Consider the following 21,716-nt stretch of genomic DNA (forward strand, 5'->3'; position numbering starts at 1 on the left):
AGGGCGGCTCGAGAAGCCGCCCTTTCCATTCTTAGCCGCGGAGCGTCCCGCCCGTGGCCTTGGTCACTTTCTCGATGATCTTGGCACCAACGGCCTCGATATCCTTGTCCTTCAGCGTCGCATCCTTGGGCTGGAGGCGGACAGTAATCGCGAGCGATTTCTTACCTTCACCTAGGCTGCCACCGATGAATTCGTCGAACACGCGAACTTCTTCGATCAGCGCCTTGTCGGCACCTGCAGCGGCGTTGACCAGCGTCAGAGCCTCGACATCCGCGTCGACGATGAACGCAAAATCACGCTCGACCGCTTGCAGTTCGGAGATATCCATTGCCGGACGGCTGGAGGTCGCGTTCTTCGGCAGCGGGATATCCTGCGGGAAGATCGTGAAGGCCACGACCGGCCCTTTGAGGTCAAACTCGCTGATGATTTTCGGGTGAAGTTCACCGAAGACGCCGAGCGTCTTCTTCGGTCCGAGGCAGAAGCGACCATGACGACTGGGGTGGAACCAATCCGGACCGCCGCGCATGATCTGCATCTTTGCCGGAGCACCGATCGCCGCGAGGATCGCCTCTGCATCGGCCTTGGCATCATAAAGATCGACCGGACGCGATGCGCCGTGGACATCCTTCGGACCAGTCCGACCAACGAGGATACCCGCGATTTGCAGGTTCTGCTGGTTCGGCTCTACGCCGTGGAAGACATGACCGACTTCGAACAGCGCGAGGTCAGCGATGCCGCGCGCCTGATTGCGAGCGGCTGCACGCAGCAGGCCCGGCAGCAGGTCCGAACGCATGTGGCTCATGTCGGACGAAATCGGGTTCTCCAAACGGGTCACATCGGTGCCACCGCCAAACAGCTTGTCGGCCGCTTCGTCGATGAACGAATAGGTGACGCACTCGTTGTAACCGAGCGACGCAGCGGTGCGGCGGCCAGTCGAGGTGCGCACCTGCATCGGGGTAAGAACCGGCTTCGGTACGCCAGCCGAGGCACGCGAAAGCGGCTTGCCTTCAAGCTTGGTCAGCGATGCGATGCGGGCGACTTCTTCGACGAGGTCAGCTTCGCCCTGAACGTCCGGACGCCACGACGGAACGTGCGCCATATCCTTTTCCATGCGGAAACCGAGCGCGGTCAGCGTCTGGCGCTGTTCGCTTTCGGGGATATCCATGCCAACGAGGCTTTGAACGCGCTTCGAATCCAGCTTGTAAGCACGGCTGTGATCCGGAACGGCACCGGCTTGAACCAGCTCGGACGCTTCACCACCAGCGATGTCGACGATCATGCGCACGGCATGTTCGAGGCCCTCGGGCGTGAACTCCGGATCGACTCCGCGTTCAAAACGGTAGCGTGCATCGGAGTTGATCTTGAGCGCACGGCCCGCATAGGCGATCTGGATCGGATCCCACCACGCGCTTTCGACGAAGACATTGACGGTCTCGTCGGTGCAGCCGGTGACTTCACCACCCATGATACCCGCGATGCTCTCGACACCGGTGTCATCCGAGATGATCATGGTGCCGGCGGGGATGGTGTAGCTCTTTTCGTCGAGGGCAACGATCTCTTCACCACCCGCAGCGCGGTGAACGCGCAGGTTTCCGTTAACCTTGTCCGCGTCAAAGACGTGCAGCGGGCGGTTCAGGTCGTAGGTGTAGAAGTTCGTCACGTCCACGAGGAACGAGATCGGGCGCAGGCCGATAGCGGTCAGACGGTCCTGAAGCCACTGCGGCGACGGGCCGTTCTTCACGCCTTTGATCAGGCGACCACAGAACAGCGGGCAGCCGTCCAGCGTGTCGTCGTCAATGGTGACGTCGATGTCCGACTTGAATGAAGCCTCAACCGACTCAACTGAGAGCGGCTTGAGCTTGCCCAGACCACGCGCAGCAAGGTCGCGCGCAATGCCGCGAACCCCCAGAGCGTCACCGCGGTTCGGCGTGATCGCAATCTCGATGACCGGTTCGATCTTCGACGGGTCGTTCTGCGCGAGCCAGTCGACAAAGGTCTGGCCGACTTCGCCCGAGGGAAGTTCGATAATGCCGTTGTGCTCGTCCGACAGTTCCAGCTCGCGCTCGGAACACATCATACCGCGGCTTTCAACGCCGCGGATGTTGCCCACGCTCAGCGTCACGTCGATCCCCGGCACGTAGTCGCCCGGCTTGGCCAGAACGACGGTGATGCCTTCGCGCGCGTTCGGTGCGCCGCAAACGATCTGCACTTCGCCTTCGTCCGAAGCGACCTTGCAGACGCGCAGACGGTCTGCATCGGGATGCTGCTCGGCGCTGGTGACCTTAGCGATGGTGAACGACTTCAGCGCATCGGCGGGGTTCTCGACGCCTTCGACTTCAAGACCGAGGTCGGTCAGCGCTTCTTCGATTTCAGTCAGCGACGCATCGGTATCGAGGTGCTGCTTGAGCCAGGAAAGAGTGAATTTCATCGTAATATCTCCTTAGCGGCTCAGACCGCCGTGCAGGGTCGGCACGTCGAGGGCAGAGAAACCGTAGTGGCGCAGCCAGCGCAGATCGCTGTCGAAGAAGGCGCGCAGGTCGGGGATGCCGTATTTCAGCATGGCGATACGGTCGATGCCGATACCGAAGGCAAAACCCTGCCATTCGTTCGGATCGACGCCTGCGGCTTCCAGAACCTTCGGGTGCACCATGCCGGAGCCGAGGATTTCGAGCCAGTCGTCGCCCTCACCCACGGTGACCTTGCCGTCTTCCCACTTGCACTGGACGTCAACCTCAGCCGACGGCTCGGTGAACGGGAAGTGCGAGGCGCGGAAACGGGTCTTCACGCGCTTACCGAAGAAGGCAGAGAGGAATTCCTCAAGCACCCACTTCAGGTTCGCCATGCTGATGTCTTTGCCGATGGCGAGGCCCTCGACCTGATTGAACATCGGGGTGTGGGTCTGGTCGTAGTCGGCGCGATACACGCGGCCCGGTGCGATCACGCGGATCGGGGCGCCGTTCTTTTCAAGCGCACGGATCTGCACCGGCGAGGTGTGAGTGCGGAGCACCGGCGGTGCGTCGTTCGAACCTTCCGGCGTCTTCATATAGAAGGTGTCCATCTCGGCGCGGGCCGAGTGGTGGCTGGGGATGTTCAGGGCGTCGAAGTTGTACCAGTCGCTTTCGATCTGGGGGCCTTCGGCCACGGTGAAGCCCATATCAGCGAAGATCGCCATGACCTCTTCAGTCACTTGGCTGATCGGGTGGACCGTGCCTTGACGTGCGTGGCGCGACGGCAGCGTGACGTCGAGCCATTCGGACTTCAGGCGCTCTTCGAGCGCGGCATCGGCCAGTGCGGTTTTCTTTGCGGCCAGCGCGGCGTTGATCTCGTCCTTCAGCGCGTTCAGAGCGGGACCGGCAACCTGCCGCTCTTCGGGCGTCATCTTGCCCAGCTCACGCATCTTGAGGCTTACTTCACCCTTCTTGCCAACGGCGGCAAGACGGACTTCTTCGATGGCCGCCTCGTCCGAGGCATTGGCAATCAGGTCCAGATATTTGGCTTTCAGGTCGTCCATGACATGCCCTTTGCAACTTGCTTGGCTTGCAATTACCCCGCCTACCCCGAAGGCACAAGCATTGCGCCTTAAGCTGGGATGCGGACAAAGAAAAAGGCCGCCCCGCAGGACGGCCTTTTCAATCGTGTGCTAACGCGAGTGATTAGGCGGCCAGAGCGGCACGTGCCTTTTCAGCGATTGCGTTAAATGCTTCCGGCTCGTGGACGGCCAGATCAGCAAGAACCTTACGGTCAACTTCGATACCGGCTTTGGCCAGACCGTTGATGAACTTCGAGTAGGTCAGCGATTCGTCATATGCACGGACAGCAGCGTTGATACGCTGGATCCACAGAGCGCGGAAATTACGCTTGCGGGTCTTACGGTCGCGGGTCGCATATTGGTTGGCCTTGTCTACGGCCTGACGAGCGACTTTGAAGGTGCGGGAGCGGCGGTCATAATAACCTTTGGCCGCGTCAAGGACCTTCTTGTGACGACGATGAGTGACGGTACCACCTTTGGTGCGCGACATGGTTCAGGCCTCCTTAGCGGTCGTAGGGCATGTAGGACTTGACGATCTTCGCATCGGGTGCGGAGAGCGTCGTGGTGCCACGAGCGTCACGGATGAACTTCGTGGTGCGTTTGATCATGCCGTGGCGCTTGCCAGCCTGACCAGCTTTGACCTTGCCGGACGCGGTCACTTTGAAGCGCTTTTTGGCGCTCGATTTAGTCTTCATTTTGGGCATTTCCGTCTCCTTCGGAAGGTGCGGTTTACGCGCGACTCGGCATGCCACATAAGCCGGTCACACGGTTAGAGCGCGCCGTATAGGGCCGCTCGGCGAATTTAGCAAGAGCGTTAGTGGAGGAAACGCGCCACGACCCGCATAAAAGCTTCGGGCACTTCGTCCAACGTGTAGGTGTGGTTGTTCAGGGCGAGAACGACCAACGATCCTCCGGCGAACACCATGATCGATGCAGCTTTCGGAGCTCTTCCTTCGGAAAGCGCCCCCACAATGGGTGGGAGCGCGAGGCCTAACAAAATCAGGCCGACAACTAGTAATAAATCTGTGTCCATATCCACATTACCTAATGAATAAGGATACCTTATTCACTATCGGCGTTGTGGATCAAACGTTCTTCGCAAGGAGCAACGCGCAGGATGTTGGTCGAACCCGGCGTGTTGAACGGAACACCGGCGGTGACGATGATCTTGTCCGACTCTTCAGCGAAGCCTTCAGCCTTGGCTGCACGGATCGCACCGATGACGGCCGACTTGAAGCGGTCAACGCTGTCGGTCATCGCGGTGTTCACGCCCCAGCTCAGGCACAGACGGCGCGCCGTGCGCTCGAACGTGGTGAGGGCGATGATCGGAACGCGCGGACGTTCCCGCGACACGAGCAGAGCCGTGGTGCCCGACTGCGAGAAGCAGCAGATCGCGGCGATCTTGGTCTTTTCCGCGATTTCGCGAGCCGCCGAAACGATGCCGTCAGCAACGGTCTCGTGGGCGATGCGGCGCTGGGATTCAATGATCTCGATGTAGGTCGGATCCGATTCCACTTCGTTAGCGACGTTGTTCATGGTGGTCACAGCTTCGACCGGGAACTGACCAGCGGCCGATTCTGCCGAAAGCATGATCGCGTCTGCGCCTTCGTAGATCGCGGTCGCAACGTCCGAAACTTCCGCGCGGGTCGGCATCGGGCTTTCGATCATCGATTCGAGCATCTGGGTCGCAACGATAACCGGCTTGGCAGCAGCGCGGCATTTACGGATCAGGCGCTTCTGGATCGGCGGAACGTTGGCGACGGGCAGTTCAACGCCGAGGTCACCACGGGCAACCATGATACCGTCGGAAACCGCGAGGATGTCGTCGAATGCTTTGACGGCAGCCGGCTTCTCGATCTTGGCGAGGATAGCAGCGCGGCCATTGCAGAGCTGGCGTGCTTCTTCGACGTCCGACGGACGCTGAACAAACGACAGAGCCAGCCAATCAACGCCGAGGCTACAGACGAACTCGAGGTCCTTGCGGTCTTTCTCGGACAGCGCCGGAACCGGCAGCACGACGTCAGGAACGTTCACGCCCTTACGGTTCGAGATCATGCCGCCAACGGTGACTTCACAGTCAGCGAAATCACGGCCGCAGTCTTTGACCTTGAGGCGGATTTTACCGTCGTTCACCAGCAGGTTGGCACCAGGCTCGAGAGCGTCGAAGATTTCCTTGTGCGGAAGCTTCACGCGGGTGCTGTCGCCTTCTTCGTCCTTAAGGTCGAGGCGGAAGTCCTGACCGACTTCGAGCATTTCTTCGCCGTTCTTGAAAACACCGACGCGCAGTTTCGGGCCCTGAAGGTCGGCGAGAATACCGATCGCGCCGCCACAGTCTTTCTCGACCTGGCGGATGATATCGTAGCGCGCTTGGATCTCGCTGTGGTCACCGTGGCTCATATTCAGGCGGAACACGTCGGCTCCTGCCTCATGAAGTGCGCGGATCATTTCGTAGCTGCTGGAAGCCGGGCCCAGCGTAGCAACGATCTTTACGTTGCGGTGACGTTTCATCCCAAAGTCCTCGTATCTGCCGTGTGATAAGGTCCGTTAACGCTAACGCACCATTTGCGCCCCTTATTGCGCAAAAGCTGTTCGGCCTCAACTAGACTATTCGAACCTACGAAAATATGACACCACCCGCCTAGAGATGTGACCTCAAATCCCTACCTTACAGAGTGTCACGAACGTTATCCTTAAGCGGCAGTCCGCCAAAAGGCATCTCAGGAGGAGTTATCATGGACGACCAGACGCGCATCGAACTCGAAGCCGCAGCATTCCGCGCCCTGCGCGATCACCTGATGGAAAAGCGCACCGATGTGCAGAACATCGACATGATGAACCTCGCAGGCTTCTGCCGTAACTGTCTGTCGCGCTGGTACCAAGAGGCCGCAAACGAGCGTGGCATCGAAATGGACAAAGCCCAAGCGCGAGAAATCTTCTACGGGATGCCGTTCGAGGAATGGCGCGACCAGCACCAGACCGAAGCCGACGCAGGCAAACAAGCCGAATTCAAAGAGGCTTTCGCTCGCAACGTCGGTGACACGGCAAAATAGTTTAGCATTTTAGGTCAGGACGGATAGTTCTGGCCCTCTTTTTGCATAAGTGGACTCAAATGGGTCATTGAGCCGCCGTTACCGTTGCCAGAATAGATATATGGTAACGAACGATGCTGCTCACGTTGTTATTGGCTTCACTTGGCGTTGCGCTCTTCTCGAGCGCAATGGTCTTGGATTCCACGTCCGATGATAGCACGGACGACGGCGACGATGGTGACGGTTCGACCGAAACCGGAAATAACGAAGGTGACGACAACTATGTCGGCACCTCGCTTGCGGACAGCTTCTTCCTTGGCAATGGCGACGACACTGCGACGGGCGGTGACGGCGACGATATGCTTGCCGGCGGAAACGGGAACGACACGCTTTACGGCGGCACCGGCGAAGACACGATCAGCGGCGGCGCCGATGAAGATGTGGTCGCAGGGGATGGCGGCGACGATATCATCGCAGGTGACGGCGGGGATGACATCATCTCCGGCGGTGACGGCAATGACTTTATCGAAGGCGGCACAGATGCCGACACCGTCCACGGTGATAACGGTGACGACATCATCTACGGCGGTAGTGGCTACGACTGGCTGTACGGCGATGATGGTGACGACCGGATTTTCGACGTGTTCGGGCGCAATCACCTGTTTGGCGGCAACGGCGATGACGTGCTGCGTGGTGGACTGATGTCCACTCTGAACGGTGGCGCAGGCGACGACGTTCTGCACCTGATGGGTGCCATCGGCATCGGCGGCGAAGGCGCCGATGTGTTCTGCGTCGAGGACGTCCACGATGATCCGGCTTGGATCAAGGATTTTGTCCCGGCCGAGGACACCCTTATGATCGAGATGGAATCGCCCGAAACCGCCGACATCCGCCTCGTGACCGAAGGAGCGGCGACCGTCGTCTACAACGGCGATCAGATCCTCGCCGCGATCGAGGGTGGCGTCATCACCTTGGACCACATCACCCTCGTGGCCTTCAAATAAAAGGCCGCCCGAAGGCGGCCTCTCGATTATTTGGCGGTCTTGAGGCTTTCCTCAATGTAAATCTCGCGCAGGCGCAATGACACATCACCGGGTTTGCCTGTGCCGATGGCCGCGCCGTCAATCTCCACCACCGGCTGCACGAAGGTGGTGGCCGAGGTGATGAACGCCTCATCGGCTTCCTGCGCTTCGGCAATGCTGAAATCGCGCTCTTCGACTTTGAACTGGGCTTCTTCGGCGAAACGCAGAACAGCGGCACGTGTGATGCCGTGCAGGATGTCGTTCGACAGGGCGCGGGTGATGATGGTGTTGCCTTTGACGATGTAGGCGTTGTTCGAAGTGCCTTCGGTCACGACGCCTTCTTCGACCATCCACGCATCGTCGCAGCCCTTCTTCTTGGCCATCATCTTGCCCCACGACGGGTAGAGCAGCTGGGTCGTCTTGATATCGCGGCGCGACCAGCGCTCGTCGGGGATCGAGATGACTTTGATGCCGGTCTTGATCGACGGCATTTCAACGAGCTTCTTGGCGAAGGTGAACAGGACAATGCCCGACGGTACTTCGTCCGGATCCGGCCATGCGAAATCACGGTCAGCCGGTGCGCCGCGGGTGATCTGAAGATAGATGCCGCCCTCTTCGAGGTCGTTGCGCTTGACCAGCTCGCGGTGGATTTCCAGCAGTTCGTCCATGGTGACGGGGTTGCGCATTTCCAGTTCGGAAAGCGAACGCTCCAGACGTTTGGCGTGGCCGTCGAAATCAACAAGCTTGCCGTCGATGACGGAGGTTACTTCATAGACGCCATCCGCCATGAGAAACGCTCGGTCAAAGATCGATACTTTGGCTTCGGTTTCGGGCACATACTCGCCATTGACGTAGACGGTGCGGGTCATGGGATCCTCCGATAAAAGTGACGCCTAGCGTCATCGGGCAACCCTGACCCACCGTCAAGCCCCGTCAGGCGGCAACACCGAATAGACTGAGGTTTCGGTGACAATCTTGCGGGCGTCCTGTGCCAGCAGCGCGACCTGCGAATAGTAGTCGATCATCTCGCCTGCCATCTTCGCAATCTTCAGCAAGCTGGACTTTTCGGCGTCCGATAGCGGTCCGGCCTTTTCGCTATCCGCGACAACGAGGTTCCCGAGCTTCACGCCCTCATGCATGACGCCAACCAGCGTCAGACCTTTCGTGGTGGAGTAATTCCCGTTCACGCTATCCAGATCGTCCAGCACAAGCATGGCATCGGCAATGTCGAAGAACTCCGCATCGTGGATATGCGGCGGTAGCTCGCGCTCCCAGTGTTCCTTCACGATATCCCCATGCGCGCCGATCACGAACTCGACCGAACGAAGGTTCAAATAGAACGCCGCCCGCGACCGCCCCGTGGCGCGGCATGCAAGCGATGCCAGACGGTCAAAGGTTGCACGGCGGCCGAGGTTCAGTCCCTGCGGAACGCGAACCGAGTCGGTGGCTTTTAGAATGTTTCTGATAACAATCGATGGCATCTGCTCACCTACTCGCCAATGAAAACACGTCTTTGAGCATCAGCTTGAGGCTCGCCTTGGACAGAACAACTTCCGCCGCGATCCCAGCGAAATCGGTCAGCGTCAGTTGCAGGTCGCGATCGCCGAGGGCCTGCGGTCTGTTGTGATAGAGAAAGAACCCGCCGATCATCTCGCCCTCGACCATCACCCGGGCGCGGGCGGTGTAAGTGAAGCGCGCGATTTCGCCATTGAACAGCGGCGCGTTCGGGAAAACCTTCAGTGGCTCGTTCGTTTCGATGAAATTCTTGTACTGGACCGAATTGTAAATCGACCGCCTAAAGTTTGCAGCGGGCATCTTGTGCTGCCCGATCACGACGATGTCTTTGTCGTGCACCATCGCAACAGCGGCGGCGTCCATGCCGGTCAGATCACAAGCGAGGGCACATAAGTCATCGAGAACCTCGCTGGGCCCGAGATCGAGTTTCTCCAGCAGCGTCGGACCATCGATCCGGGTCAACAACTCGCGAAAAGTAGTACTCATAGCACTTATATTTCTAGCACATCTAAGGTTACAAAAATATCGGCATTAATATTTCACTGGTATAATAAGTTTCCTATTGCCAGAAAGTCGCGATATTAACGTTTTCCACATATCGAAAGTATCGACGCCTAGCCGATTGGAACTTTCGTCTCGTTCCCATGCTGCAATTGCAAAATGAACTTGCGCATGGCGCAGCAATTTAATAACCAAAATTTAAATGCCCACGCAACTTCATTACTTGGAGGAATTGATGTCGTTCCGAATTCAGCCCGCTGCTCCCGCTCGCCCGAACCGCTGCCAGCTCTTCGGACCAGCATCCAACACCAAGCTGTTCGCCAAAATGGCTGCGAGCGCGGCTGACATCATCAACATCGACCTCGAAGACTCGGTTGCGCCGTCTGACAAAGACATGGCCCGCGCCAACGCTATCGAAGCGATCAACACCGTCGATTGGGGCAACAAGTACCTGTCCGTCCGCATCAACGGCCTCGACACGCCCTATTGGTACCGCGACGTGGTCGATCTGATGGAGCAGGCAGGCGACCGCCTCGACCAGATCATGATCCCCAAAGTCGGATGTGCGGCCGATGTCTACGCCGTCGATGCCCTCGTGACCGCCATCGAGCGCGCCAAGGGCCGTACCAAGCCGATCAGCTTTGAGGTCATCATCGAATCCGCCGCCGGCATCGCCCACGTCGAAGAAATCGCCGCCTCATCGCCCCGCCTACAGGCCATGAGCCTCGGCGCTGCGGACTTTGCCGCGTCGATGGGTATGCAGACCACCGGCATCGGCGGCACGCAGGAGAACTATTACATGCAGCACGGTGAAAGCCGCCACTTCTCGGACCCGTGGCACTGGGCTCAGGCTGCAATCGTTGCCGCTTGCCGCACCCATGGCGTTCTGCCGGTCGACGGTCCGTTCGGTGATTTCTCAGACGACGAAGGCTACCGCGCTCAGGCCCGCCGCTCGGCCACGCTCGGCATGGTCGGCAAATGGGCGATCCACCCCAAGCAGATCGCACTGGCTAACGAAGTCTTCACGCCATCGGAAGAGGCCGTCACAGAGGCCCGCGAAATCCTTGCGGCGATGGAAGACGCCAAGGCGCGCGGTGAAGGTGCGACCGTCTACAAAGGTCGCCTCGTCGACATCGCGTCAATCAAGCAGGCCGAAGTCATCGTCCGTCAGTCGGAGATGATCGCCGCTCAGTAATTGCGAAGGGACACCGTCCCGAACACGCAAGCCCGCTGGCAGTCGGTCGCGTCGTGACCAATCGTGTCCGATACGACCGACATTGCCTCGCTCAGCCCCTCGAACCGTGGGTCGTCGCACTGGCTGTCAAAGGGGTACTCCCCTTCGTCGTCACCGAAATCGATCGCATCACAGCTGGTCGCCCGCATTGACCGCTCTGCATTCCAAAGCTCCAGATTGCCGTCGACATAGGCGTTGAGGCAGTCCGTGCGGTCCATGCCGACATTGCTCCAGTCCAGAACAGCAGCCATGCCGCGCCCGAAGAAGCGGCGGTCGTCGCACTCGCCATCCTTGGCCCACTCGCTTGTATCGTCGCCGAAGATGATGCCGTCGATCATCTCGAAAGCAGCAAGATCGTCAGTGCCAGGATCGGGCTTCATGGTAATGGTGCCAGCGTTGAACGCGTTCCGGCAATCGGTCGCGTCCGCCATGATGTCGTCATCAAGCAAAGGCGTCGCCGTCATGCCCGTGCCTTCGAAGCGGGGATCGTCACATTCGCCATCGTTCGCGAACATGCTCGAGTCACTGCCGAAGGCGACCTTGCCCTGCGCCCAAACAGGCGATGCGAGCATAAGCGAGCATATCGCGCCGGTAATGATACGTTTCATGACGTCCTCCCTTGCCGTATGGTGAAAGCCTGCCAAATTGCCTCTACGGGAACAACTTGTTCCTCGGCTTTATGCCCATTATCGGTAGCCGAGTTGCAAACCCCACCGATGCACCATTATATCGAACGCATTATAGCAGTCCGGAAGGCACCCGATGACCATCTACCTCGAGTTTGAAAAACCGCTCGCCGAAATCGAAGGCAAGGCCGAAGAACTCCGCGCACTGGCGCGCAATAATCCCGAGATGGATGTCGAAAAAGAAGCCGCCGGCTTGGACAAGAAAGCGTCCGACCTGCTTGCACAGCTTTATGGCTCGCTCACCCCTTGGCGCAAATGTCAGGTTGCGCGTCACCCCGAGCGCCCGCACTGCCGCGACTACATCGACGCGCTGTTCGACGAATACACCCCGCTCGCAGGTGACCGTAACTTTGCCGACGACCTTGCCGTCATGGGCGGCCTCGCGCGCTTTAACGGCCAGCCTGTCGTCGTCATCGGCCACGAAAAAGGCCACGACACCAAGAGCCGCATTGAGCACAACTTCGGCATGGCCCGCCCCGAAGGATACCGTAAGGCGATCCGCCTGATGGACCTCGCGGACCGTTTCGGTCTGCCAGTCATCACGCTCGTCGACACTGCTGGCGCATATCCGGGCAAAGGCGCTGAAGAGCGCGGCCAGTCCGAAGCTATCGCCCGCTCGACTGAAAAGTGCCTGTCGATCAAGGTTCCGATGATCTCGATCATCATCGGTGAAGGTGGTTCGGGTGGCGCTGTTGCTTTCGCGACCGCTAACCGCGTCGCGATGCTGGAGCACGCGATCTACTCGGTCATTTCGCCGGAAGGCTGCGCATCGATCCTCTGGAAAGATTCGGACAAGATGCGCGAAGCTGCCGAGGCGCTGCGCCTGACCGCCCAGAACCTCAACGAACTGGGCATCATCGATCGCATCATCAAAGAGCCGCTCGGCGGCGCGCACCGCGACGCGGACGCTGCTATTAACGCGGTTAAAGATACCATCGCGTCGATGCTGAAAGACATGAACGGCAAAGATGGCACCGAGATCCGCGATGCCCGCCGCAAGAAGTTCCTGAACATGGGTGCCAAGGGCCTCGCCGCCTAAGCAACCCGCAAACACGAAAAAGCCGCGCGATCCGAAAGGGCCACGCGGCTTTTTTGTTTTCAAGCAGAGCTTAGCGCGAAAGCTGGGTCCGCGCTTCAGCCATCAGTTTTTCAGAGTGCGTCTCGATCGTTTCTTCGAGCGTTGCCATGAATTCCTTCGTACCCAGACCCGGCTTGATGACCGGCAGGAATTCGACCACCGCCGTGCCCTTGCGGCGCATGATGCCGTGGGCGGGCCAGAACATGCCGACGTTGCAGGCCACAGGCACACAGTCAGTGCCCATTTCGCCGTAGAGCACCGCAGAACCAATCTTGTACGGCTTCTTGTCACCAGGCTCGACGCGGGTGCCTTGCGGGAAAATGATGAGCTGACCAGGATCGCGACGACCGGCATTGACCTCTGCCACCATTTTTCTGATTGCCGCGCCGCGCTTACCGCGATCAACAGCAATACAGCCCATCATCTTGCCGTACTGACCGACGATAGGCGCCCAGATCAGTTCCTTTTTCATGATGAACTTGCCGCGCGGAACGGCCGAGTAGATCAGGATGATATCGAGGAACGATTGATGCTTGCCGACGATGAGCACTTCTCCGGTCGGCGGGGTGCCACGGATTTCGGTGTTGAGACCGACCATCCACCGCGCGGACCAACGCACCCATTTGCACCATGCGTGGGCAGCAGCGAATGCGCCACGACGGTCAAAAAGCGCCCACGGCAGGAACACGATCGCGATGACCAACATCAGGAAATAGGAGATCACGATGAAAATGAGGGACCGAACCCACTGGATCGCGTTACTCATGAAAGTGCCCTCAACGTACGGAGCGCCGCCGAACGGGTCGCGAGAAACGCGACGACCGCAGCCAGCAGCGGAATGGAGGCAGGCGCGAACCACGACGCACCGCTGAAACTTAGTCCCGTCAGGAAACCGCCCGCGACATCACTGCTCGGGAGCAGCAGAACGGCCAGCGTCCCCGCAAGCGCGCCGATGGCAGAGCCGCCGAACGCGCGGATGGTAAAGCGGCGCACAAACGCACCTGCGATGTAAATGTCACGCGCACCGACGAGGCGCATCACCTTGATGACCTGGGCATTCGCGGCCAGCGCGGCATTCGCAGCAAGCGTAATCATCGCAGCCGTCGCCGTGGCGATGAGCGCAATCGACAGAATGGACAGCAGACGCAGGCGGTCGGCAGCAGCCACCAGCGGCTCACGCCAACGGGTGTGATCGTCAAGGATCGCGCCCGGCACCTCGGCTTGAAGTCGCGCACGGAGGCCGGTTGCGTCATAGCCCGCGCCCTCCTCCACAACTTCGATCAGACGGGGGATCGGCAAGGTGTCGATTGGCAGATCGGGACCAAACCACGGTTCCAGCAACGCCTGTTGCTCGGCGACATCCAACGCACGGGCACTTGCCACGCCGGGAGTTGTTTCGAGCAGGTTCACAGCCGCAGCGACCTGCGCGTCAAGTTGATCGGCAGGCGCCGAGATACGGAGCGTCGAGGTGCGCGCGAGCTCGGATGCCCAGCGGTCGGCCAACTGGCCAGCGGCCAGTCCGAGAGCCAGCGCAAACACGGCAAGGAACGCCATCGCACCCGAGGTGAAAACGGTCAGGTTCGCAGTGAAACCGGTCGGCGGGACCGAGCGGTCAGCCAGCGGATCACCTGCAAGCATCGAGAAATAGCGGCGGATCACTGCGATCATAGATCGACCCCCGCCACATGCAGACGCTGGTTCATCAGTCGCAGAACGCGGGCCTGCACCTGCATCTTGGACGCCTGACGGATCAGGTTCAGATCGTGCGTCGCGAGCAGGATCGTCTTGCCCATGCGGTTCAGCTCGACCAGCAGCTTCAGCAGACGCTGGGACATTTCCCAGTCGATGTTGCCGGTCGGCTCGTCCGCAATGATGACGTCCGGCGAAATGATGACCGCGCGCGCCAATGCGGCACGCTGACGTTCACCTCCGGACAGCTCTGGCGGGCGCTGACCTGCTTGGTTGCGCAGACCAACCCAGCTCAGCAGATCCTCAAGGTATTCACCCGCCTCATCCGCTCGTCCTGCAACAGTCAGCGGCAGAGCGACGTTCTCGGCCACGCTCAGGTGATCGAGGAACTGGCAGTCCTGATGGACCACACCAATGTTCCGGCGCGAGAGCGCGATGTCGTCACGCTGCAATTCGCGCACGTTCTTGCCGAACAGACGAACATGACCAGCGGTCGCGACCAGCTCGCCGTAGCAGAGCTTCAGCAACGTGGTCTTGCCCGCGCCAGACGGGCCGGTGAGGAATTGGAATGAGCCGGGGGCAAGTGTGAGCGACACGTTCGAAAACAGTTCAGCCCCGCCGTAAGAGTATGCGACTCGGTCGAGTTCTATCAAAGATTGGTCCTTTCGCCCCGGTGCCTGTGTCTTCTGCCTAAAAGATCGGCCGAATTCAATTGTCCCGACATCGGTTGGGCGTGGTTTTGCTTTTGTCCGCGCTTTGTGGTTGTTAGTAATGGAAGGAATTCAAGACCGTCCGCGTTCTCGCGGCAGATTGGGAAACTATAATGCGTCTGATTTGCCCGAATTGCGGAGCACAATACGAAGTACCCGATGACGTGATCCCTGACGGGGGCCGCGACGTCCAGTGTTCGAACTGTGCTCACACCTGGTTTGAGAAGCCGGGCGACTCTGAAACGTTCGAATTGTCCGAAGTTGGCATTTCGATCCCCGAGGTCGAGGTCGAAGAACCCGTGGCTCCCCCGCCGCCCGTTCCACCCCGTGCGACCGAGCGTCCTGTACCAGCTGCGCCGCCGGTGGCTCCGGAATACGATGATTATGAGGACGAGGATGAGGACGACGATTTCGTAGCGCCCTCCGGTCCGCGCCGTTCCATCGACCCAGATGTTGCCGAAATTCTGAAGGCTGAGGCAGAGCGCGAAGCGGAACGCCGCGCCGCCAGTCCCGAACCCGACGATTTCTTTGAAACCCAGACCGAGCTTGGCCTCGAAGAGCCGTCCTCGCTCGAAGAGCGCCGCGCTGCCGAAGCGCGCGCGAGAATGGCGCGTCTTCGCGGTGAGCAGCCCGTTGATGCAGACACGCCACGCCGTGACTTGCTGCCGGATATCGAAGAGATCAATTCGACCCTTCGCCCCGCAAGTGACCGCGCAGAGAACGAGCCTTCACCCACCGAAGCCGTTCAGGATCGCCGTCGTGGTTTCCGCACCGGTTTCTTCGGTATGATCCTGATCGCTGCTGTCGCGGTGACTGTTTACGTGCTGGCTGCGCAGATCGCGTTGTCGCTGCCAGTGGCTGAGCCTTACCTCGACAGCTACGTTGTGTGGGTCGACGGCCTGCGCAATGCGCTTGATGTCTGGGTTCAAGGGCTTCTTGCCGAAGCCGCCTGATCAGAATTGATCGAGTAGTCGCTGCAGATAGCTGCGTTCATCTTCCGAACGATTAAGCTCGCCTGCGCGGCGGCGGATTTCATCGAGGAGCTCGCCCGCACGGCGGTAGACATCCTCGTCCTGAAGCATTCCGCGATCCGTGTCCGAACGGCCCGACTGACCAAGCTGGCGACCCAACGGATCAGTGTTCTGAGCTTGCTGGTCACTGCCGCGCGTCGCACCTGCGCGGTCATTGCCTGAGCCCTCTTCACGCTCGCGGTTGTTGGTCAGCGCCTGACCAAGATTACGCATACCTTCGCGCAGACTATCGAGCGCTTCGGCCTGACGGTCCAGCGCTTCGGCCATGTCGTTGTCGCGGAGCGCCTGTTCTGCCTCGTCCATCGCACGGTCTGCATTTTCGAGCGAGCGGCGCATAATCTCGGCCTCTTCGCCGGTCAGCGCGGGCAGATTGCGGCGTTGGCGTTCGAGCATGTTGCGCAGGGCCTGCTGGCGATCCGCAAGGCTCTGCTCGCCTTGGCCTTCGCCCTGCTCGCCACCATCCTCATCCTGACCGAACTGCGGCTCGCCGTCCTGTGTCATTCCTGGATTGAACTGTTCTTGCAGATCGCGGAACGCGTCGTCGGACAACTCCTGCTGTTCCTGTAAGGTATCGCCAAGTTCTTCCATCGACCGCTCACCCTGCGTGCGCGGGCCGTCCTGACCTTCGCCCTGCTGGACCTGCATGTTGTCGATGAGGTCGTTGAGTTGCTGCATCAACTCCTGCGCTTCGGCCATCTTGCCTTCGGACATCAGCTCTTGGATGCGGTCCATGAGGGCGTTGATTTCGTCCTGCGTGAACGACATCGAATTGCCCTGCCCCTGATCTGGACTGTCGGTCTGATCCTCGGGGGTGCCTGCCTGCTCGGCCAGCATCTGCGTATAGGCTTCGGTTGCCTCGCGCAGTTCATCCATGAGTTCCTGAATTTCCTCGGGGCTGGCGCCATTGCGCATCGCTTCATTCAAACGCTCGCGGGCACGGTTCAGACGTTCCAGCGCATTCGCCAGAGAGCCCTCCTCCAGATCGACAGCAATGGCCCAAAGCTGAGCGGCCACGTCGTTCTGAACTTCATCGTTGAGGCCGCTTTCGATCCCGTTTTCGAGCATCACGATGGTATCGCGGATGGCGACGTAAGGCTCCATATCGGTGAACAGCTCCTCGGGCTTGGCCGATACAGCCCGCAGGATCTGAGCGACGCGCGGAGCATTTGCCTTGGACCAAAGCAGATCGCGGCGCATCTCGATCACTGACTTGGCGACAGGTTCAAAGAAGCGGCGCCCGGGGAGGATGATTTCTTGGGGCTCGGTCGTCGCGACGTTGCCAGCCGCATCCTCGGCCGCGATTTGCATGACCACGGGGAGGTTGGCGAACGGCTCTTCGCTGAAATCCTCGACCAGCGAAGCGTCGAAATCGCTGCGGTCGCCCGTGATCGGAAGCGGAATATCGACAATCAGCGGCTCACGCGGATCGGGATCGGTCAGCAAGCCGTGGTGGCGATCAAGACGGGACAGATCGAGCGTGAACGTCGCCGTCCCGCCGACCACACCGTAGTCGTCACCGGCATGAAACGGCTGGGTCATGACGCCCTTCGCGTCGACCTCCATCTCTCCATCCAGCACCACAGACGGAGCATTGTCGGGCAGAAGCGTCACATCCCAACTGCGGCCACCCTGCCCCGTGATATCAATCTTCCCGCCCTGCTGGACGTTGAACGACTGCTGTTGTTGCGATGCGGGCGGAACGTCGGACCCTGCGCGAGCAGAGACAGTTTCGGCCAGCGTCAGGTCGCCGATGTCGCCGTAGAATCTCACGGTGATTTTCGAACCCGCGAGTACTTCAATCCGGTCGCTCGTCAGGTCGGGCAGATAGAGCGTCGGCATTCCGGTATATGCAGGCGGCTCGATCCAACCCTCCCACGTCGGCCCCATCACGGCAGCGGTCGGCGTGCCGTTCTGCGCGATCTCGGCCACGGTGCCGATGCGCCAGACCGAACCGAACATCACGGCCACGAGGAAAAACAGCAGCGCCATGTAGCGCACGCCGAACGGATCACGCTCCGATACGCGCAGATCCGGCGACACAGGACGTGCCTCGCGGGTGCGGCGGAGCATACGTTCGAGGTGCACGGCCCAGACGGCTTTGGACGCTTCATCGGTGCTGCCGATGGCCTGCGCGTCACTCAGTGCAGAAATCGGGCGGCCTTCGAGCGCGCCGTCGACGCGGGCGATGGCTTCGGCCTCGGTCGGGAAATGGAACTTACGCCAACCAAGGTAGAGCGTCACTCCGAGCGCAACGATGCCCGTCGCGATGATGGCCCAGAAAGCCTCAAGTGGCAGAAAATCCTGCCAGCCGAACATCAGCGGCGCGAGAAGGAAGAAAGCCACCGTCCAGACCGGCCAGTACGAACGCACGATGCGCTCGGCCAAAAGGCCGATGCGGGTTGCGAGTACTGGCAAACGCAAGTGCGATAGACTGCGTGTTGGATCGGTCAGTGTGCTTACTCCGGTCGGTTCGCTCCGACCTTTAACACGTCAGAGCCACTCGGGAACGATATCGCGAGCGATCATCTCTTCATAGGTGGGGCGTCGGCGGATAACTGCAAATTTATCGCCGTCAACCAGCACCTCGGGGATCAGCGGACGCGAGTTATATTCGCTCGCCATCACTGCGCCATACGCACCGGCAGAGCGGAATGCGATCAGATCACCAGGGTTGAGGTCAGTCATCTCACGGCCCTTGGCAAAGGTATCGCCGGACTCGCAGATCGGGCCGACCACGTCGAAGTTGGTCTTCTCGGCGCCCGCAGCAGGCTCGATGACCGGCTCGATGTCGTGATGCGCGTCATACATCGCAGGGCGCAGCAGATCGTTCATCGCAGCGTCCACGATAAGGAAACGGCGGTCCTCGCCTTCTTTCACGTAGATGACTTCGGAGACCAGAAGACCCGAGTTGCCAGCGATCAGACGACCGGGTTCGATCTCGACCTCGCAGCCGAGGTGACCAACTTCCTCGCGGATGACCTGACCGAGGTCCATCGGCAGCGGCGGAACCTCGTTCGAACGGGTGTAGGGAATGCCCAGACCGCCGCCCAGATCGAGGCGGGTGATCTGGTGACCGTCGGCGCGGAGCGTTTCGGTCAGCTCCGCGACCTTGCGGTAGGCCAGACGGAACGGTTCGAGGTCGGTAAGCTGAGAGCCGATGTGCACGTCGATACCGACGACCTTCAGGCCCTCAAGTTCAGCAGCGCGGGCGTAGACTTCGCGGGCGCGGCTGATCGGGATGCCGAACTTGTTCTCTTTCTTGCCAGTCGCGATCTTGGCGTGGGTCTTGGCGTCGACATCGGGGTTCACGCGGATGGTGATCGGAGCGACCGTACCCAGCGACACCGCAACTTCGGACAGCGCCTCCATCTCCGGCTCGGATTCGACGTTGAACTGGCGAATGCCGCCTTCGATGGCGATGCGCATTTCTTCGCGGGTTTTGCCGACGCCGGAGAAAACGATCTTGTCGCCCGAAATACCAGCGGCCTTTGCGCGGAGGTATTCACCGATCGACACGACGTCGATGCCTGCACCTGCTTGGCCGAGCAGCTTCAGCACTGCGATGTTCGACAGCGACTTCATAGCGAAACAGACGAGGTGCTCCATGCCTTCGAGCGATTCATCGAAAACCTGAAAGTGACGCAGAAGGGTGGCCTTGGAATAGACGTAGAACGGCGTTCCGACCTCTTTGGCGATGTCGGTGATGGCAACGTCTTCGGCGTGCAGCACGCCATTCTGGTAGATAAAATGATCCATGAGACCCTCCGCGCTTCGGGACGTCTCATATCAAATCAGGCGGAAACCCCAAGCCCTTAGTTTACAGGGCGTGTCCGCATGAAAAGGTAGAGCGGCAGGCCGCAGCTCACACCGATGCAGAAGGTCGCGGGGATCGCGATCAGCGCGGACCAGTTGCGACGCACCGAGACCTCGGCCAGCACCCAGACCGTCAGGGCAATCGCGGCAATCGTCAGATCCCATGTGAGGCCCGTCGTCGCCTCGTTCACATACCACGCGTCGATCAGACCGCCGAGGCCCGTCTGGTTTTCGCGCATGTAGGTGATGAAGTGCTGCATGGGACGCACCGCGCCCCACACAGCCAAGACGATATAGACGCCGCGCAGCAGGGACATCAGCAGGCCACGTTCACCGAAACGGTGCCGTTGGTTCCGCCGACGTTGCAGGACGTGGCCAGCTGTCCGTTCTGGTTCACCGTGAGCCCGAGGTTCGCCACAGGGCGGATCGGGGCACCATCAGCACCGCAACCGGCGAGGGCGACAAGGGTCAGGACAGCGATAACGGTTTTCATCCAAGCAACTCTTTCCAGCGTGCGATCTGTTTCTTCACCTGAACGGGCGAAGTACCACCGTAGCTTTGACGCGACATGACCGATGCTTCAACGGTCAAAACGTCAAAGACGCCTTCGTTGATGTTATCGTGAACGGACTTCATGTCCTCAAGCGTCAGGTCAGGCAGGTCGCAGCCCTTGCCCTCGGCCATCGCCACAAGCGCGCCGGTGACGTGGTGAGCATCGCGGAACGGCATTCCCAGTTCGCGCACCAGCCAGTCGGCAAGGTCGGTCGCGGTCGAGAAGCCCGAAGCTGCCGACTTGCGCAGATTTTCACGCTGCGGCGCCATGGTTTCGACCATGCCAGTCATCGCAGCGAGCGACAGCATCAGGTTGTCGGCAGCGTCGAAGACCTGCTCTTTGTCTTCCTGCATGTCCTTGGAATAAGTCAGCGGAAGGCCTTTCATCACGGTCATCAGCGCAACGTTCGCACCGAAGATACGGCCGATTTTGGCGCGGATCAGTTCGGCGGCATCAGGGTTTTTCTTCTGCGGCATGATCGACGAACCGGTCGACCACTGGTCCGACATGACGACAAAGCGGAACTGGGCGGAGGACCAGATGACCAGCTCTTCAGCGAAGCGGCTGAGGTGCATCGCGCAGATCGAAGCGGCGGCGAGGAATTCGAGCGCGAAGTCGCGGTCAGACGTCGAATCGAGCGAGTTGGCCGACGGACGGTCGAAGCCCAGCGCCTCTGCGGTCATGTGGCGGTCAATGTTGAAGCCAGTGCCAGCCAGCGCAGCGCCGCCCAGCGGGCTTTCGTTCATGCGCTTGCGGGCATCGGCGAAACGCGAGCGGTCGCGGTTCAGCATTTCGACATAGGCAAGCATATGGTGGCCCCACGTCACGGGCTGAGCGGTTTGCAGGTGGGTAAAGCCCGGCATGACCCAGTCAGCACCGGCTTCGGCTTGGCCGATGAGTGCCTTCATCAGGGCTTCGAGCGCGCCATCGACAGCATCGCACTGGTCGCGAACCCAAAGGCGGAAGTCGACGGCGACTTGGTCATTACGGCTACGCGCGGTGTGCAGGCGGCCAGCAGGCTCGCCGATGACCTCTTTTAGACGCGCTTCGACATTCATGTGGATGTCTTCGAGAGCCTTCGAAAACTGGAAATCGCCTGCTTCAATCTCTGACAATACGGTGAGCAGGCCTTCCCGAATGGCTTCGGCATCTTTATCGGTAATGATGCCCTGCGCGGCGAGCATCGCGGCGTGGGCGCGGGAACCCTCGATGTCCTGTCGTGCCAGACGCTTGTCAAAATCGATGGAAGCGTTGATCGCCTCCATGATGGCGTCCGGTCCGGCGGAGAAACGCCCGCCCCACATCGCGTTCGAAGTCTTGGTCATA

The 21,716-nt window shown here is 60.0% G+C and carries 23 protein-coding genes; 5 read left to right on the forward strand and 18 right to left on the reverse strand.

From position 1 onward, the window contains the following. Window positions 1-31: 31 nt before the first annotated feature. The 6 genes from pheT to pyk all read right to left on the reverse strand — a co-directional run bounded on the left by pheT (window position 32) and on the right by pyk (window position 6,037). Window positions 32-2,428, reverse strand: coding sequence for a phenylalanine--tRNA ligase subunit beta (pheT, locus tag IF204_RS12025; RefSeq protein ID WP_194097279.1), 2,397 nt, complete (start codon window positions 2,426-2,428; stop codon window positions 32-34). A 12-nt stretch (window positions 2,429-2,440) separates the two neighbouring features. Then, entirely contained in the window at window positions 2,441-3,511 is a 1,071-nt protein-coding gene (gene pheS, locus IF204_RS12030) for a phenylalanine--tRNA ligase subunit alpha (RefSeq protein WP_194097280.1), read from the reverse strand. A gap of 142 nt (window positions 3,512-3,653) precedes the next feature. Further along, window positions 3,654-4,019 carry a 50S ribosomal protein L20 gene (gene rplT, locus IF204_RS12035; RefSeq protein ID WP_167638991.1) on the reverse strand — a complete coding sequence of 122 codons (366 nt, stop codon included), beginning with the start codon at window positions 4,017-4,019 and terminating at the stop codon, window positions 3,654-3,656. 13 nt (window positions 4,020-4,032) lie between these two features. Then, window positions 4,033-4,233, reverse strand: a complete 201-nt coding sequence (rpmI, locus tag IF204_RS12040) for a 50S ribosomal protein L35 (protein ID WP_167638990.1) — start codon at window positions 4,231-4,233, stop codon at window positions 4,033-4,035. A gap of 110 nt (window positions 4,234-4,343) precedes the next feature. Continuing rightward, the gene (locus IF204_RS12045) at window positions 4,344-4,562 is read right to left on the reverse strand and encodes a hypothetical protein (RefSeq protein WP_194097281.1); all 219 of its coding nucleotides are present in this window, start codon (window positions 4,560-4,562) and stop codon (window positions 4,344-4,346) included. A gap of 29 nt (window positions 4,563-4,591) precedes the next feature. Continuing rightward, window positions 4,592-6,037 carry a pyruvate kinase gene (gene pyk, locus IF204_RS12050; RefSeq protein ID WP_194097282.1) on the reverse strand — a complete coding sequence of 482 codons (1,446 nt, stop codon included), beginning with the start codon at window positions 6,035-6,037 and terminating at the stop codon, window positions 4,592-4,594. A 224-nt stretch (window positions 6,038-6,261) separates the two neighbouring features. Between pyk and IF204_RS12055 the strand changes: the two genes are divergently transcribed. Together IF204_RS12055 and IF204_RS12060 are read left to right on the forward strand one after the other, a co-directional pair. After that, entirely contained in the window at window positions 6,262-6,579 is a 318-nt protein-coding gene (locus tag IF204_RS12055) for a DUF1244 domain-containing protein (RefSeq protein WP_194097283.1), read from the forward strand. A gap of 173 nt (window positions 6,580-6,752) precedes the next feature. After that, window positions 6,753-7,562 carry a calcium-binding protein gene (locus IF204_RS12060; protein WP_194097284.1) on the forward strand — a complete coding sequence of 270 codons (810 nt, stop codon included), beginning with the start codon at window positions 6,753-6,755 and terminating at the stop codon, window positions 7,560-7,562. A gap of 26 nt (window positions 7,563-7,588) precedes the next feature. Here the strand turns inward: IF204_RS12060 and IF204_RS12065 are convergent, their stop codons facing one another. The 3 genes from IF204_RS12065 to IF204_RS12075 are packed head-to-tail and all read right to left on the reverse strand — an operon-like array spanning window position 7,589 to window position 9,581. After that, window positions 7,589-8,449, reverse strand: coding sequence for a D-amino-acid transaminase (locus tag IF204_RS12065; RefSeq protein WP_194097285.1), 861 nt, complete (start codon window positions 8,447-8,449; stop codon window positions 7,589-7,591). Between the two features lie 54 nt (window positions 8,450-8,503). Then, window positions 8,504-9,061, reverse strand: coding sequence for a hypothetical protein (locus IF204_RS12070; protein WP_194097286.1), 558 nt, complete (start codon window positions 9,059-9,061; stop codon window positions 8,504-8,506). Between the two features lie 4 nt (window positions 9,062-9,065). Further along, window positions 9,066-9,581, reverse strand: coding sequence for a GAF domain-containing protein (locus IF204_RS12075; RefSeq protein WP_194097288.1), 516 nt, complete (start codon window positions 9,579-9,581; stop codon window positions 9,066-9,068). 250 nt (window positions 9,582-9,831) lie between these two features. On the opposite strand from IF204_RS12075, the gene IF204_RS12080 reads away from it, so the two are divergent. Next, window positions 9,832-10,791: an L-malyl-CoA/beta-methylmalyl-CoA lyase gene (locus tag IF204_RS12080; protein ID WP_194097290.1), complete on the forward strand. Its 960-nt coding sequence runs from the start codon at window positions 9,832-9,834 to the stop codon at window positions 10,789-10,791. On the opposite strand, the gene IF204_RS12085 is transcribed toward IF204_RS12080, so the two are convergent. After that, window positions 10,785-11,438 (reverse strand): hypothetical protein, encoded by a 654-nt coding sequence (locus tag IF204_RS12085; RefSeq protein ID WP_228069176.1) that lies wholly within the window; start codon window positions 11,436-11,438, stop codon window positions 10,785-10,787. The genes IF204_RS12080 and IF204_RS12085 overlap by 7 nt on opposite strands. A 154-nt stretch (window positions 11,439-11,592) precedes the next feature. Here IF204_RS12085 and IF204_RS12090 point away from each other — a divergent pair, with 154 nt between their 5' ends. Then, the gene (locus IF204_RS12090; RefSeq protein WP_167638980.1) at window positions 11,593-12,555 is read left to right on the forward strand and encodes an acetyl-CoA carboxylase carboxyltransferase subunit alpha; all 963 of its coding nucleotides are present in this window, start codon (window positions 11,593-11,595) and stop codon (window positions 12,553-12,555) included. Between the two features lie 70 nt (window positions 12,556-12,625). Here the strand turns inward: IF204_RS12090 and IF204_RS12095 are convergent, their stop codons facing one another. Genes IF204_RS12095 through IF204_RS12105 form a run of 3 tightly spaced genes read right to left on the reverse strand, consistent with a single transcriptional unit; the run spans window position 12,626 to window position 14,936 of the window. After that, window positions 12,626-13,360, reverse strand: a complete 735-nt coding sequence (locus IF204_RS12095) for a lysophospholipid acyltransferase family protein (RefSeq protein ID WP_194097292.1) — start codon at window positions 13,358-13,360, stop codon at window positions 12,626-12,628. Further along, window positions 13,357-14,262, reverse strand: coding sequence for a cell division protein FtsX (locus tag IF204_RS12100; RefSeq protein WP_194097294.1), 906 nt, complete (start codon window positions 14,260-14,262; stop codon window positions 13,357-13,359). The genes IF204_RS12095 and IF204_RS12100 overlap by 4 nt, the downstream gene beginning before the upstream one ends. After that, window positions 14,259-14,936 carry a cell division ATP-binding protein FtsE gene (locus IF204_RS12105; protein WP_194097296.1) on the reverse strand — a complete coding sequence of 226 codons (678 nt, stop codon included), beginning with the start codon at window positions 14,934-14,936 and terminating at the stop codon, window positions 14,259-14,261. The genes IF204_RS12100 and IF204_RS12105 overlap by 4 nt, the downstream gene beginning before the upstream one ends. A 170-nt stretch (window positions 14,937-15,106) precedes the next feature. On the opposite strand from IF204_RS12105, the gene IF204_RS12110 reads away from it, so the two are divergent. Beyond that, on the forward strand, window positions 15,107-15,946 hold the full coding sequence (locus tag IF204_RS12110) for a zinc-ribbon domain-containing protein (RefSeq protein ID WP_194097298.1): 840 nt from the start codon (window positions 15,107-15,109) through the stop codon (window positions 15,944-15,946). On the opposite strand, the gene IF204_RS12115 is transcribed toward IF204_RS12110, so the two are convergent. The 5 genes from IF204_RS12115 to argH all read right to left on the reverse strand — a co-directional run bounded on the left by IF204_RS12115 (window position 15,947) and on the right by argH (window position 21,715). Beyond that, a complete protein-coding gene (locus IF204_RS12115) occupies window positions 15,947-18,439 on the reverse strand; it encodes a DUF4175 domain-containing protein (protein ID WP_194097300.1) in 2,493 nt (830 codons plus the stop codon). Window positions 18,440-18,514: 75 nt separating this feature from the next. Next, window positions 18,515-19,780, reverse strand: coding sequence for a diaminopimelate decarboxylase (gene lysA, locus IF204_RS12120; protein ID WP_194097302.1), 1,266 nt, complete (start codon window positions 19,778-19,780; stop codon window positions 18,515-18,517). A 56-nt stretch (window positions 19,781-19,836) separates the two neighbouring features. Next, on the reverse strand, window positions 19,837-20,154 hold the full coding sequence (locus tag IF204_RS12125) for a DUF2834 domain-containing protein (RefSeq protein ID WP_194097303.1): 318 nt from the start codon (window positions 20,152-20,154) through the stop codon (window positions 19,837-19,839). Next, the gene (locus IF204_RS12130) at window positions 20,154-20,330 is read right to left on the reverse strand and encodes a hypothetical protein (RefSeq protein WP_194097305.1); all 177 of its coding nucleotides are present in this window, start codon (window positions 20,328-20,330) and stop codon (window positions 20,154-20,156) included. Before IF204_RS12130 ends, IF204_RS12125 begins: the two co-directional genes overlap by 1 nt. Then, window positions 20,327-21,715, reverse strand: coding sequence for an argininosuccinate lyase (gene argH, locus IF204_RS12135; RefSeq protein ID WP_194097307.1), 1,389 nt, complete (start codon window positions 21,713-21,715; stop codon window positions 20,327-20,329). The genes IF204_RS12130 and argH overlap by 4 nt, the downstream gene beginning before the upstream one ends. Between the last annotated feature and the right edge of the window lies 1 nt (window position 21,716).

The sequence above is a fragment of the Marivivens aquimaris genome (assembly GCF_015220045.1).
In the GTDB taxonomy this organism is placed as follows: domain Bacteria; phylum Pseudomonadota; class Alphaproteobacteria; order Rhodobacterales; family Rhodobacteraceae; genus Marivivens; species Marivivens aquimaris.

Bases quoted from the DNA above. Each gene is read 5' to 3' on its own strand.
- IF204_RS12080 (WP_194097290.1), top strand. From the start codon at position 9,832: ATGTCGTTCCGAATTCAGCCCGCTGCTCCCGCTCGCCCGAACCGCTGC.
- argH (WP_194097307.1), bottom strand. From the start codon at position 21,715: ATGACCAAGACTTCGAACGCGATGTGGGGCGGGCGTTTCTCCGCCGGA.
- IF204_RS12085 (WP_228069176.1), bottom strand. From the start codon at position 11,438: ATGAAACGTATCATTACCGGCGCGATATGCTCGCTTATGCTCGCATCG.
- pheS (WP_194097280.1), bottom strand. From the start codon at position 3,511: ATGGACGACCTGAAAGCCAAATATCTGGACCTGATTGCCAATGCCTCG.
- IF204_RS12065 (WP_194097285.1), bottom strand. From the start codon at position 8,449: ATGACCCGCACCGTCTACGTCAATGGCGAGTATGTGCCCGAAACCGAA.
- rpmI (WP_167638990.1), bottom strand. From the start codon at position 4,233: ATGCCCAAAATGAAGACTAAATCGAGCGCCAAAAAGCGCTTCAAAGTG.
- pheT (WP_194097279.1), bottom strand. From the start codon at position 2,428: ATGAAATTCACTCTTTCCTGGCTCAAGCAGCACCTCGATACCGATGCG.
- pyk (WP_194097282.1), bottom strand. From the start codon at position 6,037: ATGAAACGTCACCGCAACGTAAAGATCGTTGCTACGCTGGGCCCGGCT.
- IF204_RS12130 (WP_194097305.1), bottom strand. From the start codon at position 20,330: ATGAAAACCGTTATCGCTGTCCTGACCCTTGTCGCCCTCGCCGGTTGC.
- IF204_RS12070 (WP_194097286.1), bottom strand. From the start codon at position 9,061: ATGCCATCGATTGTTATCAGAAACATTCTAAAAGCCACCGACTCGGTT.
- IF204_RS12075 (WP_194097288.1), bottom strand. From the start codon at position 9,581: ATGAGTACTACTTTTCGCGAGTTGTTGACCCGGATCGATGGTCCGACG.
- rplT (WP_167638991.1), bottom strand. From the start codon at position 4,019: ATGTCGCGCACCAAAGGTGGTACCGTCACTCATCGTCGTCACAAGAAG.
- IF204_RS12125 (WP_194097303.1), bottom strand. From the start codon at position 20,154: ATGTCCCTGCTGCGCGGCGTCTATATCGTCTTGGCTGTGTGGGGCGCG.
- IF204_RS12100 (WP_194097294.1), bottom strand. From the start codon at position 14,262: ATGATCGCAGTGATCCGCCGCTATTTCTCGATGCTTGCAGGTGATCCG.
- IF204_RS12055 (WP_194097283.1), top strand. From the start codon at position 6,262: ATGGACGACCAGACGCGCATCGAACTCGAAGCCGCAGCATTCCGCGCC.
- IF204_RS12090 (WP_167638980.1), top strand. From the start codon at position 11,593: ATGACCATCTACCTCGAGTTTGAAAAACCGCTCGCCGAAATCGAAGGC.
- lysA (WP_194097302.1), bottom strand. From the start codon at position 19,780: ATGGATCATTTTATCTACCAGAATGGCGTGCTGCACGCCGAAGACGTT.
- IF204_RS12045 (WP_194097281.1), bottom strand. From the start codon at position 4,562: ATGGACACAGATTTATTACTAGTTGTCGGCCTGATTTTGTTAGGCCTC.
- IF204_RS12095 (WP_194097292.1), bottom strand. From the start codon at position 13,360: ATGAGTAACGCGATCCAGTGGGTTCGGTCCCTCATTTTCATCGTGATC.
- IF204_RS12110 (WP_194097298.1), top strand. From the start codon at position 15,107: ATGCGTCTGATTTGCCCGAATTGCGGAGCACAATACGAAGTACCCGAT.